This is a genomic window from Flavobacterium collinsii, from assembly GCF_902804485.1.
Lineage (GTDB): Bacteria > Bacteroidota > Bacteroidia > Flavobacteriales > Flavobacteriaceae > Flavobacterium > Flavobacterium collinsii.
Genome location: NZ_CADCST010000082.1, coordinates 1 through 15,196, shown reverse-complemented (window position 1 = coordinate 15,196; position 15,196 = coordinate 1). Strand labels below are relative to the sequence as shown.

Genomic DNA, 15,196 nt, shown 5'->3' with positions numbered 1-15,196 from the left:
AAAAAGGTATTTTTTGATGGTGTAATATTAATCAAATTTATAGTTAAAAACACCAATTAACAAGTCGTTAACAAAGATTTGAAAGCGGTTAACAGCGTCTTGCTCAGTTCGGGAGTACTTTTGAAATATCATTAACCAATAAAATATTTAGCTATGAAAATGATTAAAATTTCGATGTTGTCTTTGGCATTATGTTTAATGTCTTTTTCGGCGATTGCACCACTAAAATCCATTACTTCAGAAACAAAAGTTACTGCAGTAGCTGCTTCAGCTGTGGTATGGAAAGCAGAAACTATAGATGTGGGTGAAATTCCTCAGGGAACTCCAAAAGTAATTGTTTACGAATTTAAAAATACGGGAAAAACGGCTGTTGTCATTACAAACGTACAAGGATCTTGTGGCTGTACAGCAACAGATTATACTAAAGAACCGGTTTTGCCAGGAAAATCAGCTAAAGTAACTGCTACTTACAACGCAGCGAACAAAGGTGGTTTTACAAAAACAGTTACTGTGACTACAAGTGCCGAAAGCACTCCAAAAATCCTTACTCTAAAAGGCACAGTGATTTAAATTTAGAGGTTAGTTATAAAGCAGGGACTCCGGATATCATATGTCTGGAGTTTTTTTTTGCTTTTATTTCAGTGATTAAAGGAGCGGTAATATTTTGTGCTGTAGGCTAATCTTCGGCAAAACTTTTCTACTTTTATTGTAAAAATAATAGTTATGAAGTTTTTGTCCCCCCTTATTGCTGTTGTCCTTCTTTTTAGCGTTGTTTCCTGTAATAAGAAATCGGAAGTAAAGGGTGAAGAATCGAAAAAAGCAACACAGCACATCGTGCCGGAACTTAAAATTAAAATTGACAGCTCAGGTATTGTAGGTTTTTATCAGGCCTACCCCAATTTGATTAAGTTTCAGGAGGACGTTCTGGCGTTGTACAAAAAACACAATTCTACTCAGTTATGGCTCGACAATAAAGGAGTTGTAGAATTTGGGAATTTATTATTCAACAAATACAAAGGACTGGATCAGGAAGGACTGAAAGCTAATTTTCCTTATAAAGAAAAGATCAGTCCAATATTTGAGCACACTGCTGACAATAAACTATCGAAAGTCGATACCGATTTGATGATTACTAATTTGTATTTCTACTACGTCAAAAAAGTATCCGGAGTAGACGAGAAGACCACAAAGTCCCTGGAATGGCTTTTACCGCGAAAAAAAGTAAACTATCAGGTGTTTTCTGATTCAATTTATAAAAAGGCCACGATTAGCGATGATAAGAAAAGCAAAATGTTCAGTCAGTACTATAAACTTCGCGATGCACTTCATCAATATAGAGAAATAGAGAAAAAAGGAGGATGGAAAACCATTGAAACAGAAGAAGGTTTTAAAAGTTTTAAAACAGGTGACTCTGTAGCCGCTATTGGACAGATAAGGGCGAGACTTTATGCAACAGGTGATTTAAAGGAAAACAATAACGGTAATGTCTGTGATTCCGTTTTAATTGCAGCGGTTAAGAATTTTGAATCACATCATGGCCTAACACCTAAAAATATAATCCTGCCAGAGCATATTGTCGAACTGAATGTGCCTGTTTCTGATAGAATCAAAACGATTATTGTCAATATGGAACGCTGTCGATGGATCGATCCGGAACTTGAAAAAGGAAAAGAATATATAGAAGTTAATATTCCTGAGTTCAGATTGTATTTAATCCGAAATGGGGAAATTGTTTTTGTGTCGCCGGTAGTGGTGGGCAAAGCGATGACACAAACCGTTATTTTTAGCGGAATGATGAACAATATTGTTTTTAGTCCGTATTGGAATGTACCCACTAGTATAATCAATAAAGAGATCAAACCCGGAATGGCTAAGAACAAGAATTATCTGAGAGAGAAAAATCTTGAATGGAATAACGGTGCGGTTCGTCAGTTACCCGGAAAGAATAATTCGCTGGGTTTGGTAAAGTTTCTGTTTCCAAACTCAAATAACATTTACCTGCATGATACACCTGCCAAAAGTTTGTTCGAAAGAGAAAATAGAGCTTTTAGTCACGGTTGCGTACGTGTAGGGAAACCTAGAGAACTTGCAATCGAACTCTTAAAGCAAGATCCTTCATGGACCCCTGCACGAATCGATAAAGCCATGCATGCCGGTAAAGAAAACTGGTATACTTTAAAAAGAAAGGTGCCTGTTTATATTGGCTACTTTACTGCCTGGGTAGATCGCAAAGGACAATTGAATTTTTATAAAGACATTTATCAGAGAGACGAAAGTCTGATAAAACTGCTGACAGAAGAATAAAAGAAGTGTTTAAATAGATAGCAAATAGGAAATAATAGATTTAAGTTTGTTTTCTTTTTTATGATTTTCCATACCATGATAACAAACCTAACACTTCCGAATATTTTTGGCGACAATATGGTATTGCAGCGCAATTCCATAGTAAAAATCTGGGGTTGGGCGAATCCAAAAGAAGAAATTACACTAGTTCCAAGTTGGGACAATATTAAGTATCAGGTGATTGTAAACCATCAGGGGCAATGGGAGATTATTATTGAAACTCCCGAAGCAGGCGGTCCTTATACAATTTTGATAAAAGGGAACAGGGAGATTGTGCTTAACAATATTCTCATAGGGGAAGTTTGGCTCTGTACCGGACAATCTAATATGGAAATGTCGGCTAGCTGGGGAATCGATAATGGAGAAGAGGAAATGAAAAATGCTGCTGACGCTGCTATTCGCTTTTTTAATGTTCCTCAATTAACATCGGCAGAACTTCAGTATACCCTTTTAGGAAGCTGGACAGAATCAACTCCGGAAACCATGAAAGATTTTAGCGCAATAGGTTATTTCTTTGCGAAACGTTTGCGTGAGGATTTGAAAAATGTTCCTGTCGGATTGATATCTTCCAATTGGGGAGGAACTACGGCAGAAATCTGGATACCAAGCGAAGTTGTTCAGAATGATCCTGTCTTACTTGAAAGTGCCAGAAAATTTAATGGGCAGGAATATGAGCCACGTAAACCCGGTCGTGCCTATAACGCAATGATTCACCCAATTGCTGGATTTAAAATAGCCGGAACTATTTGGTATCAAGGAGAGTCAAATGTGGGATCTCTGATTTATGATGAAATTCTGACTGCTTTGATCGCCTCCTGGCGGGAAGTCTGGAAAGACGAATTCCCTTTTTATTATGTTCAAATTGCTCCCTATAAAACCGGAAGTAATAATTTCTTCAATGTTATTTTAAGAGACTCACAAAGAAAATTGCTTGATAAAGTTCCTAAAACCGGGATGGTCGTAATCAGTGATGTCTCAGACGTGAAAGAGATTCATCCAAAAGATAAAAAATCAGTAGGAATCCGTCTGGCGAATTTGGCTTTGGCTGAAACCTATAAAATCAAATCGAATTTGGTAAACGGACCACTCTTTAAGGATTTTATAGTAGAAGAGAATGAAATAATAGTTTCTTTCGATGCTGCTGACGGATTGCATTTTAAGAATAAAAACTCCAGTCAGTTTGAAATGGCTGGAGCAGATGAAATTTTTTATCCAGCCGAAGCTTCTATACTAAGGGATCAGGTCATTTTGACAAGTAAAAAAGTGTCGAGCCCTGTAAAAATTCGTTTTGCTTGGGGAAATACTATTCAGTCTGATCTTTTCAATGAAGTGAATCTGCCTGCTTCTTGTTTTGTTACCGATTGAAAGTTGAAATGCCGCAAAAGGAATTTGTTTTTTTTCTACCTTTAAAATTATAAAATGTACACCCTTTAAAATATAATAATGAAATACAACAGATGTGGAAAAAGTGGATTGCTGCTGCCGCAGATTTCTTTAGGATTGTGGCATAACTTCGGATCAGTAGATAATTTTGATACTGCAGAATGCATTGCTGTGGAGGCTTTTGATAAAGGAATTACACATTATGATCTGGCTAATAATTACGGACCAGTTCCGGGATCGGCAGAAACTAATTTTGGAAAGATTCTCTGGCATAATTTTCAGGGAAATTTAAGAGACGAAATTATTATTTCAACAAAGGCCGGTTATACGATGTGGGACGGACCTTATGGAGATTGGGGCTCCCGAAAATATTTGTTATCGAGCCTGGATCAGAGTTTGAAAAGAATGAAAGTTGATTATGTGGATATTTTTTATTCGCATCGCCCTGACCCGGAAACTCCAATTGAAGAAACCATGATGGCTTTAGATTATGCGGTGAGAAGCGGAAAAGCTTTGTATGTGGGAATAAGCAACTATTCGGCAGAGCAAACCAGTGTTGCGGTTGATGTTTTAAAACACTTGGGAACACCATGTTTGATTCATCAGGCAAAATATTCCATGCTGGAGCGTTGGGTAGAAAACGGTTTGCTTGATGTTCTGGACGAAAAAGGAGTAGGGTGTATCGCCTTTTCTCCTTTGGCTCAAGGACTTCTTACGGATAAATACTTAAACGGAATTCCAGAAAACTCCAGAGCACATAATCCAAACGGGCATTTGAAAGAAGATGAGGTTACGGAAGGACGCATCCAAAAATTAGTTCGGTTGAATGAAATTGCTAAAAACAGAAACCAGTCTTTGGCTCAAATGGCTTTAGCGTGGCTCCAAAAAGACAAACGAATTACTTCGGTCTTGATCGGAGCAAGTTCTGTACGTCAATTGAATAATAATATAGAGTGTTTGCAAAATCTTGATTTTACGCAAGATGAATTAAATGCAATCGAGAAAATTTTAGCATAAGCCAATTTTTAGATTCCCGGAAAAAGACATATCCCTTCGCTACAGTCTGAACACAAATTGCACTAATTTGCACAAATTTTAATTGGTCAGCCTGGTTTGTGAAATTATTTTCACAAAAAAATTAGTGGTGATTTGTGTAATTCGTGTTATTTTTTATACTTGTGTCAACACGATAGCCCCCTGGTGCGTCTTTTTTTTGTGCCAAGCTTATCAGCATTCTTAAAAAGGATTTTCTATAGATCTTAAGCTGATCGGTTATAGAAGCTTTTATTTAGTATAGCACATTGTGATTTGATTTTTAGTTAAGCATAGTGAAGCTTTTTTGAGAAAGCCTGTTCGAAATGGAACAGGCTTTTTTTGTTTTTAGTAACAGCTGTTTTAGGGGTAAAGCGGTTGTGTTTTTAGATGTGTCCCTTGCTTTTCTGGGTTGTAATTTTTGTAGGAATTTTTACTTTTTGAAATTATCCTTTTTCGTGTTATATGTGTTTTTTGAATTTTGCCTTTATTTTTATTATTTTATTATATACCCTGTTTTTTGATGGGTGTATTGTTTTTAAGATTTAAATTTTGATGTTTTTCGGCTAATTTTTACTTGTTGTTTTGTTTTTACCTTTAATTTTTTAATGTTTTTGTTAAAATGTAGTTGTTGATTTTTTAAAAAAGAATAACTAATAATGCCAAATAACGATTATAGAGAGGCTAATTTTTGTAATCCATAATTCTTCTTTAAAAACAGTAGAAAAGTAGATTTGGATTCTTTTACTCATACAAAAGTTAATAAATTCGCTACTGAAAATGAAGGAGTTTTAGAGGGAATAAGAGGTTTTAAAAGTGGCTTATAGTATTCAATTACCTATATAAAAGATTAACTAACCAGAATCAATTAATAACCAAAACCAATTAAAACATGAAAAAAGTATTGCACATTTTAGCCGTGATGTTAACGAGTTCTTTTGCTTTTGCCCAAGAGGAAACTGAGGCTGCGACTTCACCGGCAACCACTTGGGGAGGATCAGCAGATGCGTATTATAAATATGATTTTTCAAAACAGATGAATGGATTGACAAGTTTTACAAATTCTCAGGACTCATTCGAATTAGGGATGGCCTCTGTTCAGGCTGGACATACCTTCGGAAAAGCTTCGGTTTTTGTCGATTTAGGCTTTGGGAAGAGAGCGGGGGAGTTCTCCTATAACGAAACAACAGATAAAGATATAAATGCAAAATTTTTAATTAAACAATTATTTTTCACCTATCAGGTTACCGATAAATTTAAGTTTGTTGCAGGTAGTTTCGGAACTCATATCGGGTATGAAGTACTGGATGCGATCGGGAATAAAAACTACAGCATGTCTTATGCTTTTTCTTATGGCCCTTTTTTTAATACTGGACTAAAAGCGCAATATACATCAGGCAAGTTCACCGCGATGTTTGGTATCACAAACCCAACCGACTTTAAGTCGGCAATGGATGCAGGTTCGAGTCAAAAAACATACATAGCACAAGTGGGGTATATCGGAGACACAGGCAGTGCTTATTTGAATTTTACTTCAGGTAGCAGTAATCCTGCTTCTGAGGAGAATAAAACGCAAATTGATTTTGTAGCCTCTAAAGCGATAACGGATGCCTTTTCTTTAGGATTTAATGCTACTTATGCTAAAACAAATAATGATATTGACAGTGCACTAGATGGTGATTGGTTTGCTTTGGTAGGATATGCAAATTATGCTTTTAAACCATCATTGAGCTTGGCTTACCGTATGGAATATTTCGATGCGAAAGATGCTGCGGCCAGTTTGGGTACCTTAACAGGATCGAATGTTTTTGCCAACACCGTTTCTTTAAATTACAAGGTAGGGAAACTAACAATTATCCCGGAATTACGATACGACGCTGCTTCTCAGGATATTTTTTTGGATAAAGATGCTGCTCCAACAGGAGGATCATTCTTCGGATTAGTCGCTACAACATACTCTTTCTAGAGATAAAGATTGATATTTTTTTTTTTTTTGGAGCTGTCAAAACCTATCTTGTGTTTTGGCAGCTTTTTTATGGGAGTCTTTTTGTATTGCACTATTCTCACGGTTTTCAGCTAAGTATTTTTACATTGTAATTTAGATTAGTTGTGCTATTTTTTTTGGTGTATCAAAATGCCGAAATGGATACTTAGAAAAAAATGCTTCACTTTTATAAGACGTCAGGTTTTTTACAATAAAAAAAGTGCATTTCTAAATTTTAGAAATGCACTTTTGTGCTTGATTGTTATTGTATTACTGAAGCTGTTTTTTATAAATCGAATAAATAGTATCTATTGTTTTTCGATCTAAAGTTGCAGTTGTGTCAGTTTGAATATAATGTAATTTGAATGCCATGATAGCTGCTGAAAGATTTTTGGTATTAAATCCTATAATTCTCAGTGCAGGCTCAATCTTAAAATCAAAAGGTGCTTCCTCAAGAACTTCGTCTGGCCAGATTCCAAATCCTTTTTCAGCAAGGGTTTTCCAAGGGAATAGAGCACTTGGGTCTCGTTTTCTTCCCGGAGCAATATCAGAATGTCCCAATATGTTTTGAGTAGGGATGTTATAGTCTTTTTTTAATTTTGTTAAAAGCGCTACTAAACTACTAATCTGTGCTTCTGTGAAAGGTTTAAAGCCGTTATTGTCAAGTTCAATTCCGATAGAAGAAGAGTTTAAATCTGTATTTTTTCCCCAAGTTGATGCTCCTGCATGCCAGGCTCTTAGATAATCGTTTAGCATTTGAACTACTTTTCCGTTTTCAGAGATAATATAGTGAGCACTTACCTGAGTTCGGGTCTTGGTAAAAGTATTGATCGTTTGCTGAAGAGAATCCTGAGCGGTATGATGAAGGATAATGAAACTTGGTTTTCTTAAGTTGAAGTTTACTGTTCCAATCCATTCGGTGCTTATACCATTTAGTAAAGAAGTTGATCCTGTTTTAGATAAAGTATCTTTTACTATGCCAAGTTGTTGTGCATAAGTAGTGTCGATAACTACAGGGCTTACTACTGGAATTGGTTGGGCTTCTTTACTCGTAATTTGTCCCTCTAAAGTTTTAAGCTGCTGATCGTAAACTTTTTCGGTGTTTTTATAAGGATTTGTGGAGCAAGAAGTAATAATAATTGCTAAAATCAGGTAACAAAAATGTTTTTTTGCCATGGCCAGTTGCATTTTTTTAGATGAGGTTGAAACAATTAGTCCTGTGTTTTGGTTGTTTCGGAGTCTTCTTTAACTTCTTTAACTTCTTTTGAATCTTTATCTTTTAAGTCTTTTTTCTTTTTTGATTTAGAGGTCTTTTTGATCTCTTTAAAATTATCCATGAATGCAGTATACTTTGGAATCTGATCCGGATTTAAAAAAGCAGTTATTTTTTTAGTAGTACTTTCTCTTAATGCTTTAATCTGTTCGATTTTTTGATCCTGATTACTGCTTTCATTTTTTAATAAGATGCCCTGCTCTCTCATGCTGTCTATTAAAACATTTCCAATAGCTATGGCTTGTAGTTCGTCAAGGTTTACTTCCGGTTTCATTTGCTCTACAATTTTACCAACAGTCTCTTCAACAGGTATTTCTTTTGGTTTACTGGTATTTGGCTGAGGACCTCCCATCATGCTTCTGTCCATACCCATTCCGCCGCCTCGTCCGTAGCCATTACCATAACCGCCACCACCGTAACCATTATTGTAACCATTTCCGTATTGAGCTGAAACAGAGTTAAAGCACAATAACGCGAAAAACAAAATAAATAAAGATTGTATAGGTTTCATAAAAGTGTATTTATTAAAAATTGTTTAGCGTAAATTTAAGCAGGTTCTCCGTATAAATCAAATTCTGTTGCTTCTATTATTCTTATATTAACAAATTCTCCCGTTTTTACATAATGTTTAGACGCATCAATCAAAACCTCATTATCAACATCCGGGCTGTCAAATTCTGTTCTGCCTACAAAGTGAGCTCCTTCTTTTCTGTCAATAATACATTTGAAAACCTGTCCAATTTTTTCCTGGTTTAAATCCCATGAAATTTGTGACTGTAATTCCATTATTTCATTTGCTCGTGCTTGTTTTACATCATCCGGAACATTGTCTTCCAATAAGTAAGCGTGGGTGTTTTCTTCGTGAGAATAAGCGAAACAACCCATTCTGTCAAATTTCATTTCCTGAACAAAATCTTTCAAAATCTCAAAATCTTCTTGAGTTTCACCAGGATACCCAACAATTAAGGTAGTTCTAATAGCCATTCCCGGAACCGCAGCACGGAAATCTTTCAATAATTGTGTTGTTTTTGCCTGAGTAGTACCGCGGCGCATTGATTTTAAAATCGAATCAGAAATATGTTGTAACGGTATGTCTATATAATTACAGATTTTAGGCTCGCGTTTCATTAATTCTAAAACATCCATTGGAAAACCAGTAGGATAAGCATAATGAAGACGAATCCATTCGATACCTTCAACATTGGCTAATGCTTCCAGAAGCTCGGCAAGATTTCGTTTTTTATAGAGATCAAGACCGTAATATGTTAAATCCTGAGCAATTAAGATTAATTCTTTAACGCCATTTTTAGCTAAACCTTGAGCTTCTTTAACCAATTTTTCAATAGGTTGCGAAATATGTGAACCTCTCATTAACGGAATAGCACAGAAACTGCAAGGTCTGTCGCAGCCTTCCGCAATTTTTAAATAAGCATAATTCTTTGGAGTTGTAGTTAAACGCTCTCCAAGTAGCTCGTGTTTATAGTCAGCACCAAGAGCTTTAAGCAGCTGAGGCAATTCAGTTGTGCCAAAATATTGATCGACATTTGGGATTTCCTTTTCTAAATCCGGTCTGTAACGTTCAGACAAACATCCGGTAACGAAAACTTTATCTACTAATCCTTTGTCTTTTTTATCAGCATATTCCAAAATCATGTTTACCGACTCTGCTTTGGCGTTGTCAATAAAACCGCAAGTGTTGATCACAATAATGTTTCCTTCTTCTTTAGCAGGTGCCTCATGCTGTACTTCTTTGCCATTAGCACGAAGTTGTCCCATTAGCACTTCGCTGTCATATACATTTTTCGAACACCCAAGAGTGATTACGTTAATTTTGTTCTTTTTTAAAGACTTGGTTCTCATACTTTTATAAATTGGAGTGCAAAATTACACTTTTTTATTCAAACACCGCTTGTTTCCGTTTCTTTTAGGTGATTTTTATGAAGCTTATCCTGCTGTTTGTTATATCTTTTGTGTCGGCCAAGGCGGACACAAAAGGATGTTGCTTCCATCCGGGCTAAAAAAAAATCCGTCAAGTAAGGGCCTGACGGAAATTTTAATTTATTCTATTTATTTTTAATTACAATTCAAATAATAAAGTAAGCGTAACGTTGTTTAGTTTTGAGGTAACATTTGCTCCATCTTTAAATCCGGTTGCAAAAAATCCCTGGTTCGATTTTCTTTCTAAATAGGAATAAGCTAAATCGACTTTAGTGCTTCCAAAATTATACCCTAAACCACCTGAGTAACTGTTTAAGTCTCCAATTGTAGTTCCGTCTTTGTATGGGCTCTCTTCAAAACGATATCCACCGCGCAGGCTTAATTGTTTTATTTTATATTCGGCACCTACTCTTAATTCACCTGCATTGGTCAATTGATTGCTTAGTTGATTGTTGATTCCTGTAAAATCACGGCCAGGTTTGTATTTGGTATTGCTATAGTCTTTTATGGCATAGTCAATACTGATTAATGCGGATTTTCCAAAAACATAAGCGGCACTGAAAGTGGTTTTTCCCGGAGTTTGTAAGGTGTAGCGTTCGTAAATATTAACTACATCAGGATTAACGGACTTATTAATAGGTTGTCCGCCAGTTGCTCGCATGGTTGTGTATAAACTTTGTGAAAGTTCATCGTAAAGTTCGTACCAAGTGTTGGATTCGTAAGCCAGTCCAAGTCGGAATTCTTTAGTAACTTTGGCGATAGCTCCAAGTTGAAAAGAGAAGCCATTTCCGTAGGTGTAAAGGTTGTTATTGAAGCGTAAACTTGATATCGTTGGGGTTGATATCGTTGGGTTGTCATTGTCTTCGTAAAAACTACTTGATCTTCTATAATCCGTGATATGCACATTTAGATTAGCACCTAAATAAAGTCTGTCTTTGTAGGAAGTTGCTATGTTGAAGCTTAATTTACTATTGTATCCGCTCGTGAAAATTTCATTTTCTTGGTAATAATCTCCTTTTCCCGGGGTATTTCCTGCAGGTACATTTGTGGTGTATGTACTGTTCGGGTTATTCGGGTCAGAAGCGTTTATGACGAATCCCTGATAACCCAGCATGGCTTGTTGAGCAGAGAATCCCGATAGATTTCGGTATTGACCATTTGGTAAGTTCGAGCCTAAATAGCGATAAAGGTCGCTAATTGATTCGTTATTGGCCAGGTTTACAAATTCTTGTGGCACTGGTGCTCCTCCGTTTCCGTTATTAGCATAAGATAAAAAATAACCGTCAATAGAATTTGTTGGGTTTGTTCCTACTGAAACAATTCTGTTGTTGAAGTTATTAGTGTTTTCGTAAGAAGCTCCAATAGCAATCTTTTTCCAGTTGTTGCTTGGGTTGTGATCGTGAAAAACAAAAACAGCACCCGCCTGATTTAGGGTAAAAGAATTTTTGCTATCGCTAATTTCTGTTCCAAAATAGTTTGAATTGTTTTTGATGTTTTGATTGCTAAAACTTACTCCAACCTGATTATTAGAGAATATTGCCGATCCTGCAGGGTTTACGGAAATGGCTGAAAAATCTCCTCCAACAGCTCCAAAAGCGCCACTCATGGCTCTAAATCTTGCAGTTCCGGTTAAATTGTCTTGCGCATAACGTACAGCATCTGATACATCCTGAGAATGTGAGACGCTGGCAGTTAGTCCTGTAATAAGTAGGAATAATATTTTTTTCATTTGGATAGTTTTTAGTATGATTTTGTGATTAACGAAAGAGGCGATTATCTTCTTCCGCCTCCTCCGCCACTGTATGATCTTCCGCCGCCACCACCGCCACCACCGCTATATGATCTTCCTCCACCGCTGCCGCCGCTATTCATAGAACGGGATGGGCTAGGAGAGTAGCTTCTTGTTGGTGCAGAATTGTTATTGTTGTAGTTGTAACTTCTGTTAGTGTTGTTGTAGTAATTACTTGATGATCTTCTGTTGCTGTAATCGGCGCTATTATATTGAGTTGTGTTTCCTCTGTTGGTAAAGGTAGGTGAGGAGTTGTTGTATGTTCTTCCGTTTACAGATGCATTTCTTCTTGAATCAGAGAAATCACTTCTGTTTGTGCTATAGGTTCTATTGCTGTTATAGCTGCGGTTAGTGTTGGTGTAGTCTCTGTTAGAGCTGTAAGTTCTATTGGTGCTGTAGCCTCTGTTTGTGATATAGTTTCCGGAAGAATAGTTTCTTCCTCCATAATAAGCTGCTGAACCTCTTCTTCCATAGTTATAAGAATAGTTGTTGTATCCATATCTGTGACCAGATCCCCAATAGCCAGGGTAGCCCCATCCTGGATATCCCCATCCTGGGTATCCCCATCCGCCTCCCCAGTAGCCAGGGTATCCCCAATAGTTGTCCCAGTATCCTCCATAACCCCAACCATAGTAAGGGGATCCGTAGCCAAAACCAAATCCTAACGACCATGTAGGGTTAGAATATACGTTTACAGAAACATCAGTGGTTGCACTTCCCCAGGCAGGGTAGTTGCTAACGGTTTTTGTGCTGTCATTTACAGCATAATTGCCATAGCTGTCAACATCTGTGAAAATTTCCGTTGGCTGATTGTCGTCTTGTAAGGATCTAAAGTAATCTTTATATTGATTATTTGTGGTATTTGCTTGAGCATACGTTCTTGGTGAACCTCCGTAAATTCCATCGTTGTCATGATAGGAAGTGTTTTGGTAAGAACCACACGATGCTAGTAGAAAACTCAATAATCCAATTAAGTAAAAATGACTTGAGTTTTGGCGGAAAGAAATAGAAGTTTTCATATCTGTGGTGTTTTTTATTGTTGCACATTACAAAAATAGTTAGTTTTGTCAAACTATTTAGTTAAAATTATTAAAACAAAATTTGTGCCAAACTATTCGATATGAGTAAGAACCTCACTACAAGATCAGAAGATTATTCAAAATGGTATAACGAGCTGGTTGTAAAAGCGGATCTAGCTGAAAATTCAGGAGTTAGAGGCTGTATGGTTATTAAGCCGTACGGATACGCTATTTGGGAAAAAATGCAGGCGGAATTGGATCGAATGTTTAAAGAAACAGGACATCAAAATGCATACTTTCCTTTATTTGTGCCTAAAAGCATGTTTGAAGCAGAAGAAAAAAATGCTGAAGGATTTGCAAAAGAATGTGCTATTGTAACGCACTATAGATTAAAAAATGATCCGGATAAACCCGGAAAGCTAATGGTGGATCCGAACGCTAAATTAGAGGAAGAGCTTATTGTTCGTCCAACAAGTGAGGCGATTATTTGGTCTACTTATAAAGGATGGGTTCAGTCTTATAGAGACTTACCTTTGTTAATTAATCAGTGGGCCAATGTGGTGCGCTGGGAAATGCGTACGCGTTTGTTTTTAAGAACTGCTGAGTTTTTATGGCAGGAAGGGCATACCGCGCATGCAACAAAAGCAGAAGCATTAGAAGAGTCTGAAAAAATGATGCATGTTTATGCTGATTTCGCACAGAACTTTATGGCGATTCCGGTTGTGAAAGGTTTTAAAACCGAAACGGAGCGTTTTGCTGGTGCTGATGAAACCTATTGTATTGAGGCTTTAATGCAGGATGGAAAAGCATTGCAGGCTGGAACGTCTCACTTTTTAGGTCAGAATTTTGCAAAAGCATTCGATGTTAAGTTTGCGAATGCTGAAGGAAAACAAGAACATGTTTGGGGAACTTCCTGGGGAGTTTCGACCCGTTTGATGGGGGCGTTGATCATGACGCATTCAGATGATCAGGGATTGGTATTGCCTCCAAATTTGGCGCCAATACAAGTTGTGATTGTTCCAATTTATAAAACGGATGAGCAGTTGGCTGAAATTACCGCTGCGGTTAATGAGCTAACGGCTAAATTGAGAAAATTGAAAATCTCCGTTAAGTATGATGACCGAACCACTCAAAAACCAGGATTCAAATTTGCGGAATGGGAATTGAAAGGGGTGCCGGTTAGAATTGCTGTTGGTCCAAAAGATTTAGAAAATGGAACTTTTGAAGTTGCCAGACGTGATACATTGACAAAAGAGACGGTTTCTGGTGAAGGAATTGTGAATTATGTAAATGATCTTTTAGAGCAGATTCAGACTGATTTATACAATCGTGCCTTAAACTACCGAGATACTCATATTACGGAAGTGAATAGTTTTGAGGAATTTAAAGAGGTTTTAGACGGTAAAGCAGGATTTGTATCAGCTCACTGGGATGGTACTGCTGCGACTGAAGAAAAAATAAAAGACTTGACAAAAGCGACAATTCGTTGTATTCCTTTAGATAGTAAAGAAGAGGCGGGAACCTGTGTGTTTACTGGTAATCCTTCCTCAAAAAGAGTGTTGTTTGCAAAGGCATATTAATTTTTTTTAATTTTTTTTGCATCAGGTATTGTACATCTTAAAAATAGTTGTATTTTTGCATCCGCATTAGAGAAGCAGGCCCGTTCGTCTATCGGTTAGGACGCATGGTTTTCATCCATGTAAGAGCGGTTCGATTCCGCTACGGGCTACAATAATACCTCTATTTAAGTATAGAAAAACTTAGAACGATAATGGTCTGTTCGTCTAGGGGTTAGGACTCCAGGCTTTCGTCCTGGTAACAGGGGTTCGATTCCCTTACAGACTACAAAATTAGTTGTAAATAAGTTTTGTAAAATGAAAATTGGTGTCTCGGTTTTTGTTTTATTAGTTAAAACCAAAGTGATTGTTTTGCAATTGTGGGAGGTTTTTCTTTTTTAACTAGTATTTATAATAATTATTACATCTAAAATTAAAACAAAATGGCAAATCATAAGTCAGCATTAAAAAGAATCAGAAGTAACGAAAAAAGAAGAGTTCTTAACAGATACCAACATAAAACTACTCGTAACGCTATTAAAGCATTAAGATTAGCTACTGATAAATCTGATGCGTCTTCTAAATTATCAACTGTAATTTCTATGATTGATAAATTGGCTAAAAAGAATATCATTCATGATAATAAAGCTTCTAACTTGAAGTCTAAATTAACTAAACATGTTGCTAAATTGTAATTAATTGCAATTTCCTAAAAATATAAAAGTCCTCTTTGAGGACTTTTTTTTGTTTGTAATATTCAGGTAATTTTTAAAGTAAAAATGGATCAGGTTCAAAAGTTGGGGATTAGGCAAAAAGATTAGATAATCTGAACAAGAAAAAATCTATATTCCTCACTCCTCTGAATTGACTTCTAAAAGC

At 36.5% G+C, this 15,196-nt stretch carries 12 protein-coding genes and 2 tRNA genes; 9 read left to right on the top strand and 5 right to left on the bottom strand.

Annotated features, from left to right (window positions below; all coding sequences use genetic code 11):
* Window positions 1–153 precede the first annotated feature (153 nt).
* The 5 genes from FLA105534_RS10610 (at window position 154) to FLA105534_RS10590 (ending at window position 6,724) form a co-directional block, all read left to right on the top strand.
* The gene (locus FLA105534_RS10610; protein WP_173966098.1) at window positions 154–570 is read left to right on the top strand and encodes a DUF1573 domain-containing protein; all 417 of its coding nucleotides are present in this window, start codon (window positions 154–156) and stop codon (window positions 568–570) included.
* 153 nt (window positions 571–723) lie between these two features.
* Window positions 724–2,304 (top strand): L,D-transpeptidase family protein, encoded by a 1,581-nt coding sequence (locus FLA105534_RS10605; RefSeq protein WP_173966097.1) that lies wholly within the window; start codon window positions 724–726, stop codon window positions 2,302–2,304.
* A gap of 75 nt (window positions 2,305–2,379) precedes the next feature.
* Entirely contained in the window at window positions 2,380–3,708 is a 1,329-nt protein-coding gene (locus FLA105534_RS10600; RefSeq protein WP_173966096.1) for a sialate O-acetylesterase, read from the top strand.
* A gap of 78 nt (window positions 3,709–3,786) precedes the next feature.
* Window positions 3,787–4,743, top strand: a complete 957-nt coding sequence (gene mgrA / locus FLA105534_RS10595) for an L-glyceraldehyde 3-phosphate reductase (protein ID WP_173966095.1) — start codon at window positions 3,787–3,789, stop codon at window positions 4,741–4,743.
* Between the two features lie 907 nt (window positions 4,744–5,650).
* A complete protein-coding gene (locus FLA105534_RS10590) occupies window positions 5,651–6,724 on the top strand; it encodes an outer membrane beta-barrel protein (protein ID WP_173966094.1) in 1,074 nt (357 codons plus the stop codon).
* 288 nt (window positions 6,725–7,012) lie between these two features.
* On the opposite strand, the gene FLA105534_RS10585 is transcribed toward FLA105534_RS10590, so the two are convergent.
* From FLA105534_RS10585 to FLA105534_RS10565, 5 genes are all read right to left on the bottom strand, one after another.
* Window positions 7,013–7,918, bottom strand: coding sequence for an N-acetylmuramoyl-L-alanine amidase (locus FLA105534_RS10585; RefSeq protein ID WP_173966093.1), 906 nt, complete (start codon window positions 7,916–7,918; stop codon window positions 7,013–7,015).
* Between the two features lie 35 nt (window positions 7,919–7,953).
* The gene (locus FLA105534_RS10580) at window positions 7,954–8,526 is read right to left on the bottom strand and encodes a hypothetical protein (protein WP_173966092.1); all 573 of its coding nucleotides are present in this window, start codon (window positions 8,524–8,526) and stop codon (window positions 7,954–7,956) included.
* Between the two features lie 35 nt (window positions 8,527–8,561).
* Complete coding sequence (gene rimO / locus FLA105534_RS10575; protein ID WP_173966091.1) at window positions 8,562–9,875, bottom strand: 30S ribosomal protein S12 methylthiotransferase RimO; 1,314 nt, start codon at window positions 9,873–9,875, stop codon at window positions 8,562–8,564.
* Between the two features lie 217 nt (window positions 9,876–10,092).
* Window positions 10,093–11,682 carry an OmpP1/FadL family transporter gene (locus FLA105534_RS10570; RefSeq protein WP_173966090.1) on the bottom strand — a complete coding sequence of 530 codons (1,590 nt, stop codon included), beginning with the start codon at window positions 11,680–11,682 and terminating at the stop codon, window positions 10,093–10,095.
* 44 nt (window positions 11,683–11,726) lie between these two features.
* On the bottom strand, window positions 11,727–12,761 hold the full coding sequence (locus FLA105534_RS10565) for a hypothetical protein (RefSeq protein ID WP_173966089.1): 1,035 nt from the start codon (window positions 12,759–12,761) through the stop codon (window positions 11,727–11,729).
* Window positions 12,762–12,862: 101 nt separating this feature from the next.
* On the opposite strand from FLA105534_RS10565, the gene proS reads away from it, so the two are divergent.
* The 4 genes from proS (at window position 12,863) to rpsT (ending at window position 15,012) form a co-directional block, all read left to right on the top strand.
* Complete coding sequence (proS, locus tag FLA105534_RS10560; protein ID WP_173966088.1) at window positions 12,863–14,341, top strand: proline--tRNA ligase; 1,479 nt, start codon at window positions 12,863–12,865, stop codon at window positions 14,339–14,341.
* A gap of 77 nt (window positions 14,342–14,418) precedes the next feature.
* Window positions 14,419–14,490, top strand: a tRNA-Glu gene (locus tag FLA105534_RS10555).
* 44 nt (window positions 14,491–14,534) lie between these two features.
* Window positions 14,535–14,606 (top strand) — tRNA-Glu (locus FLA105534_RS10550).
* A 154-nt stretch (window positions 14,607–14,760) separates the two neighbouring features.
* Window positions 14,761–15,012, top strand: coding sequence for a 30S ribosomal protein S20 (rpsT, locus tag FLA105534_RS10545; protein WP_173966087.1), 252 nt, complete (start codon window positions 14,761–14,763; stop codon window positions 15,010–15,012).
* Window positions 15,013–15,196 lie beyond the last annotated feature (184 nt).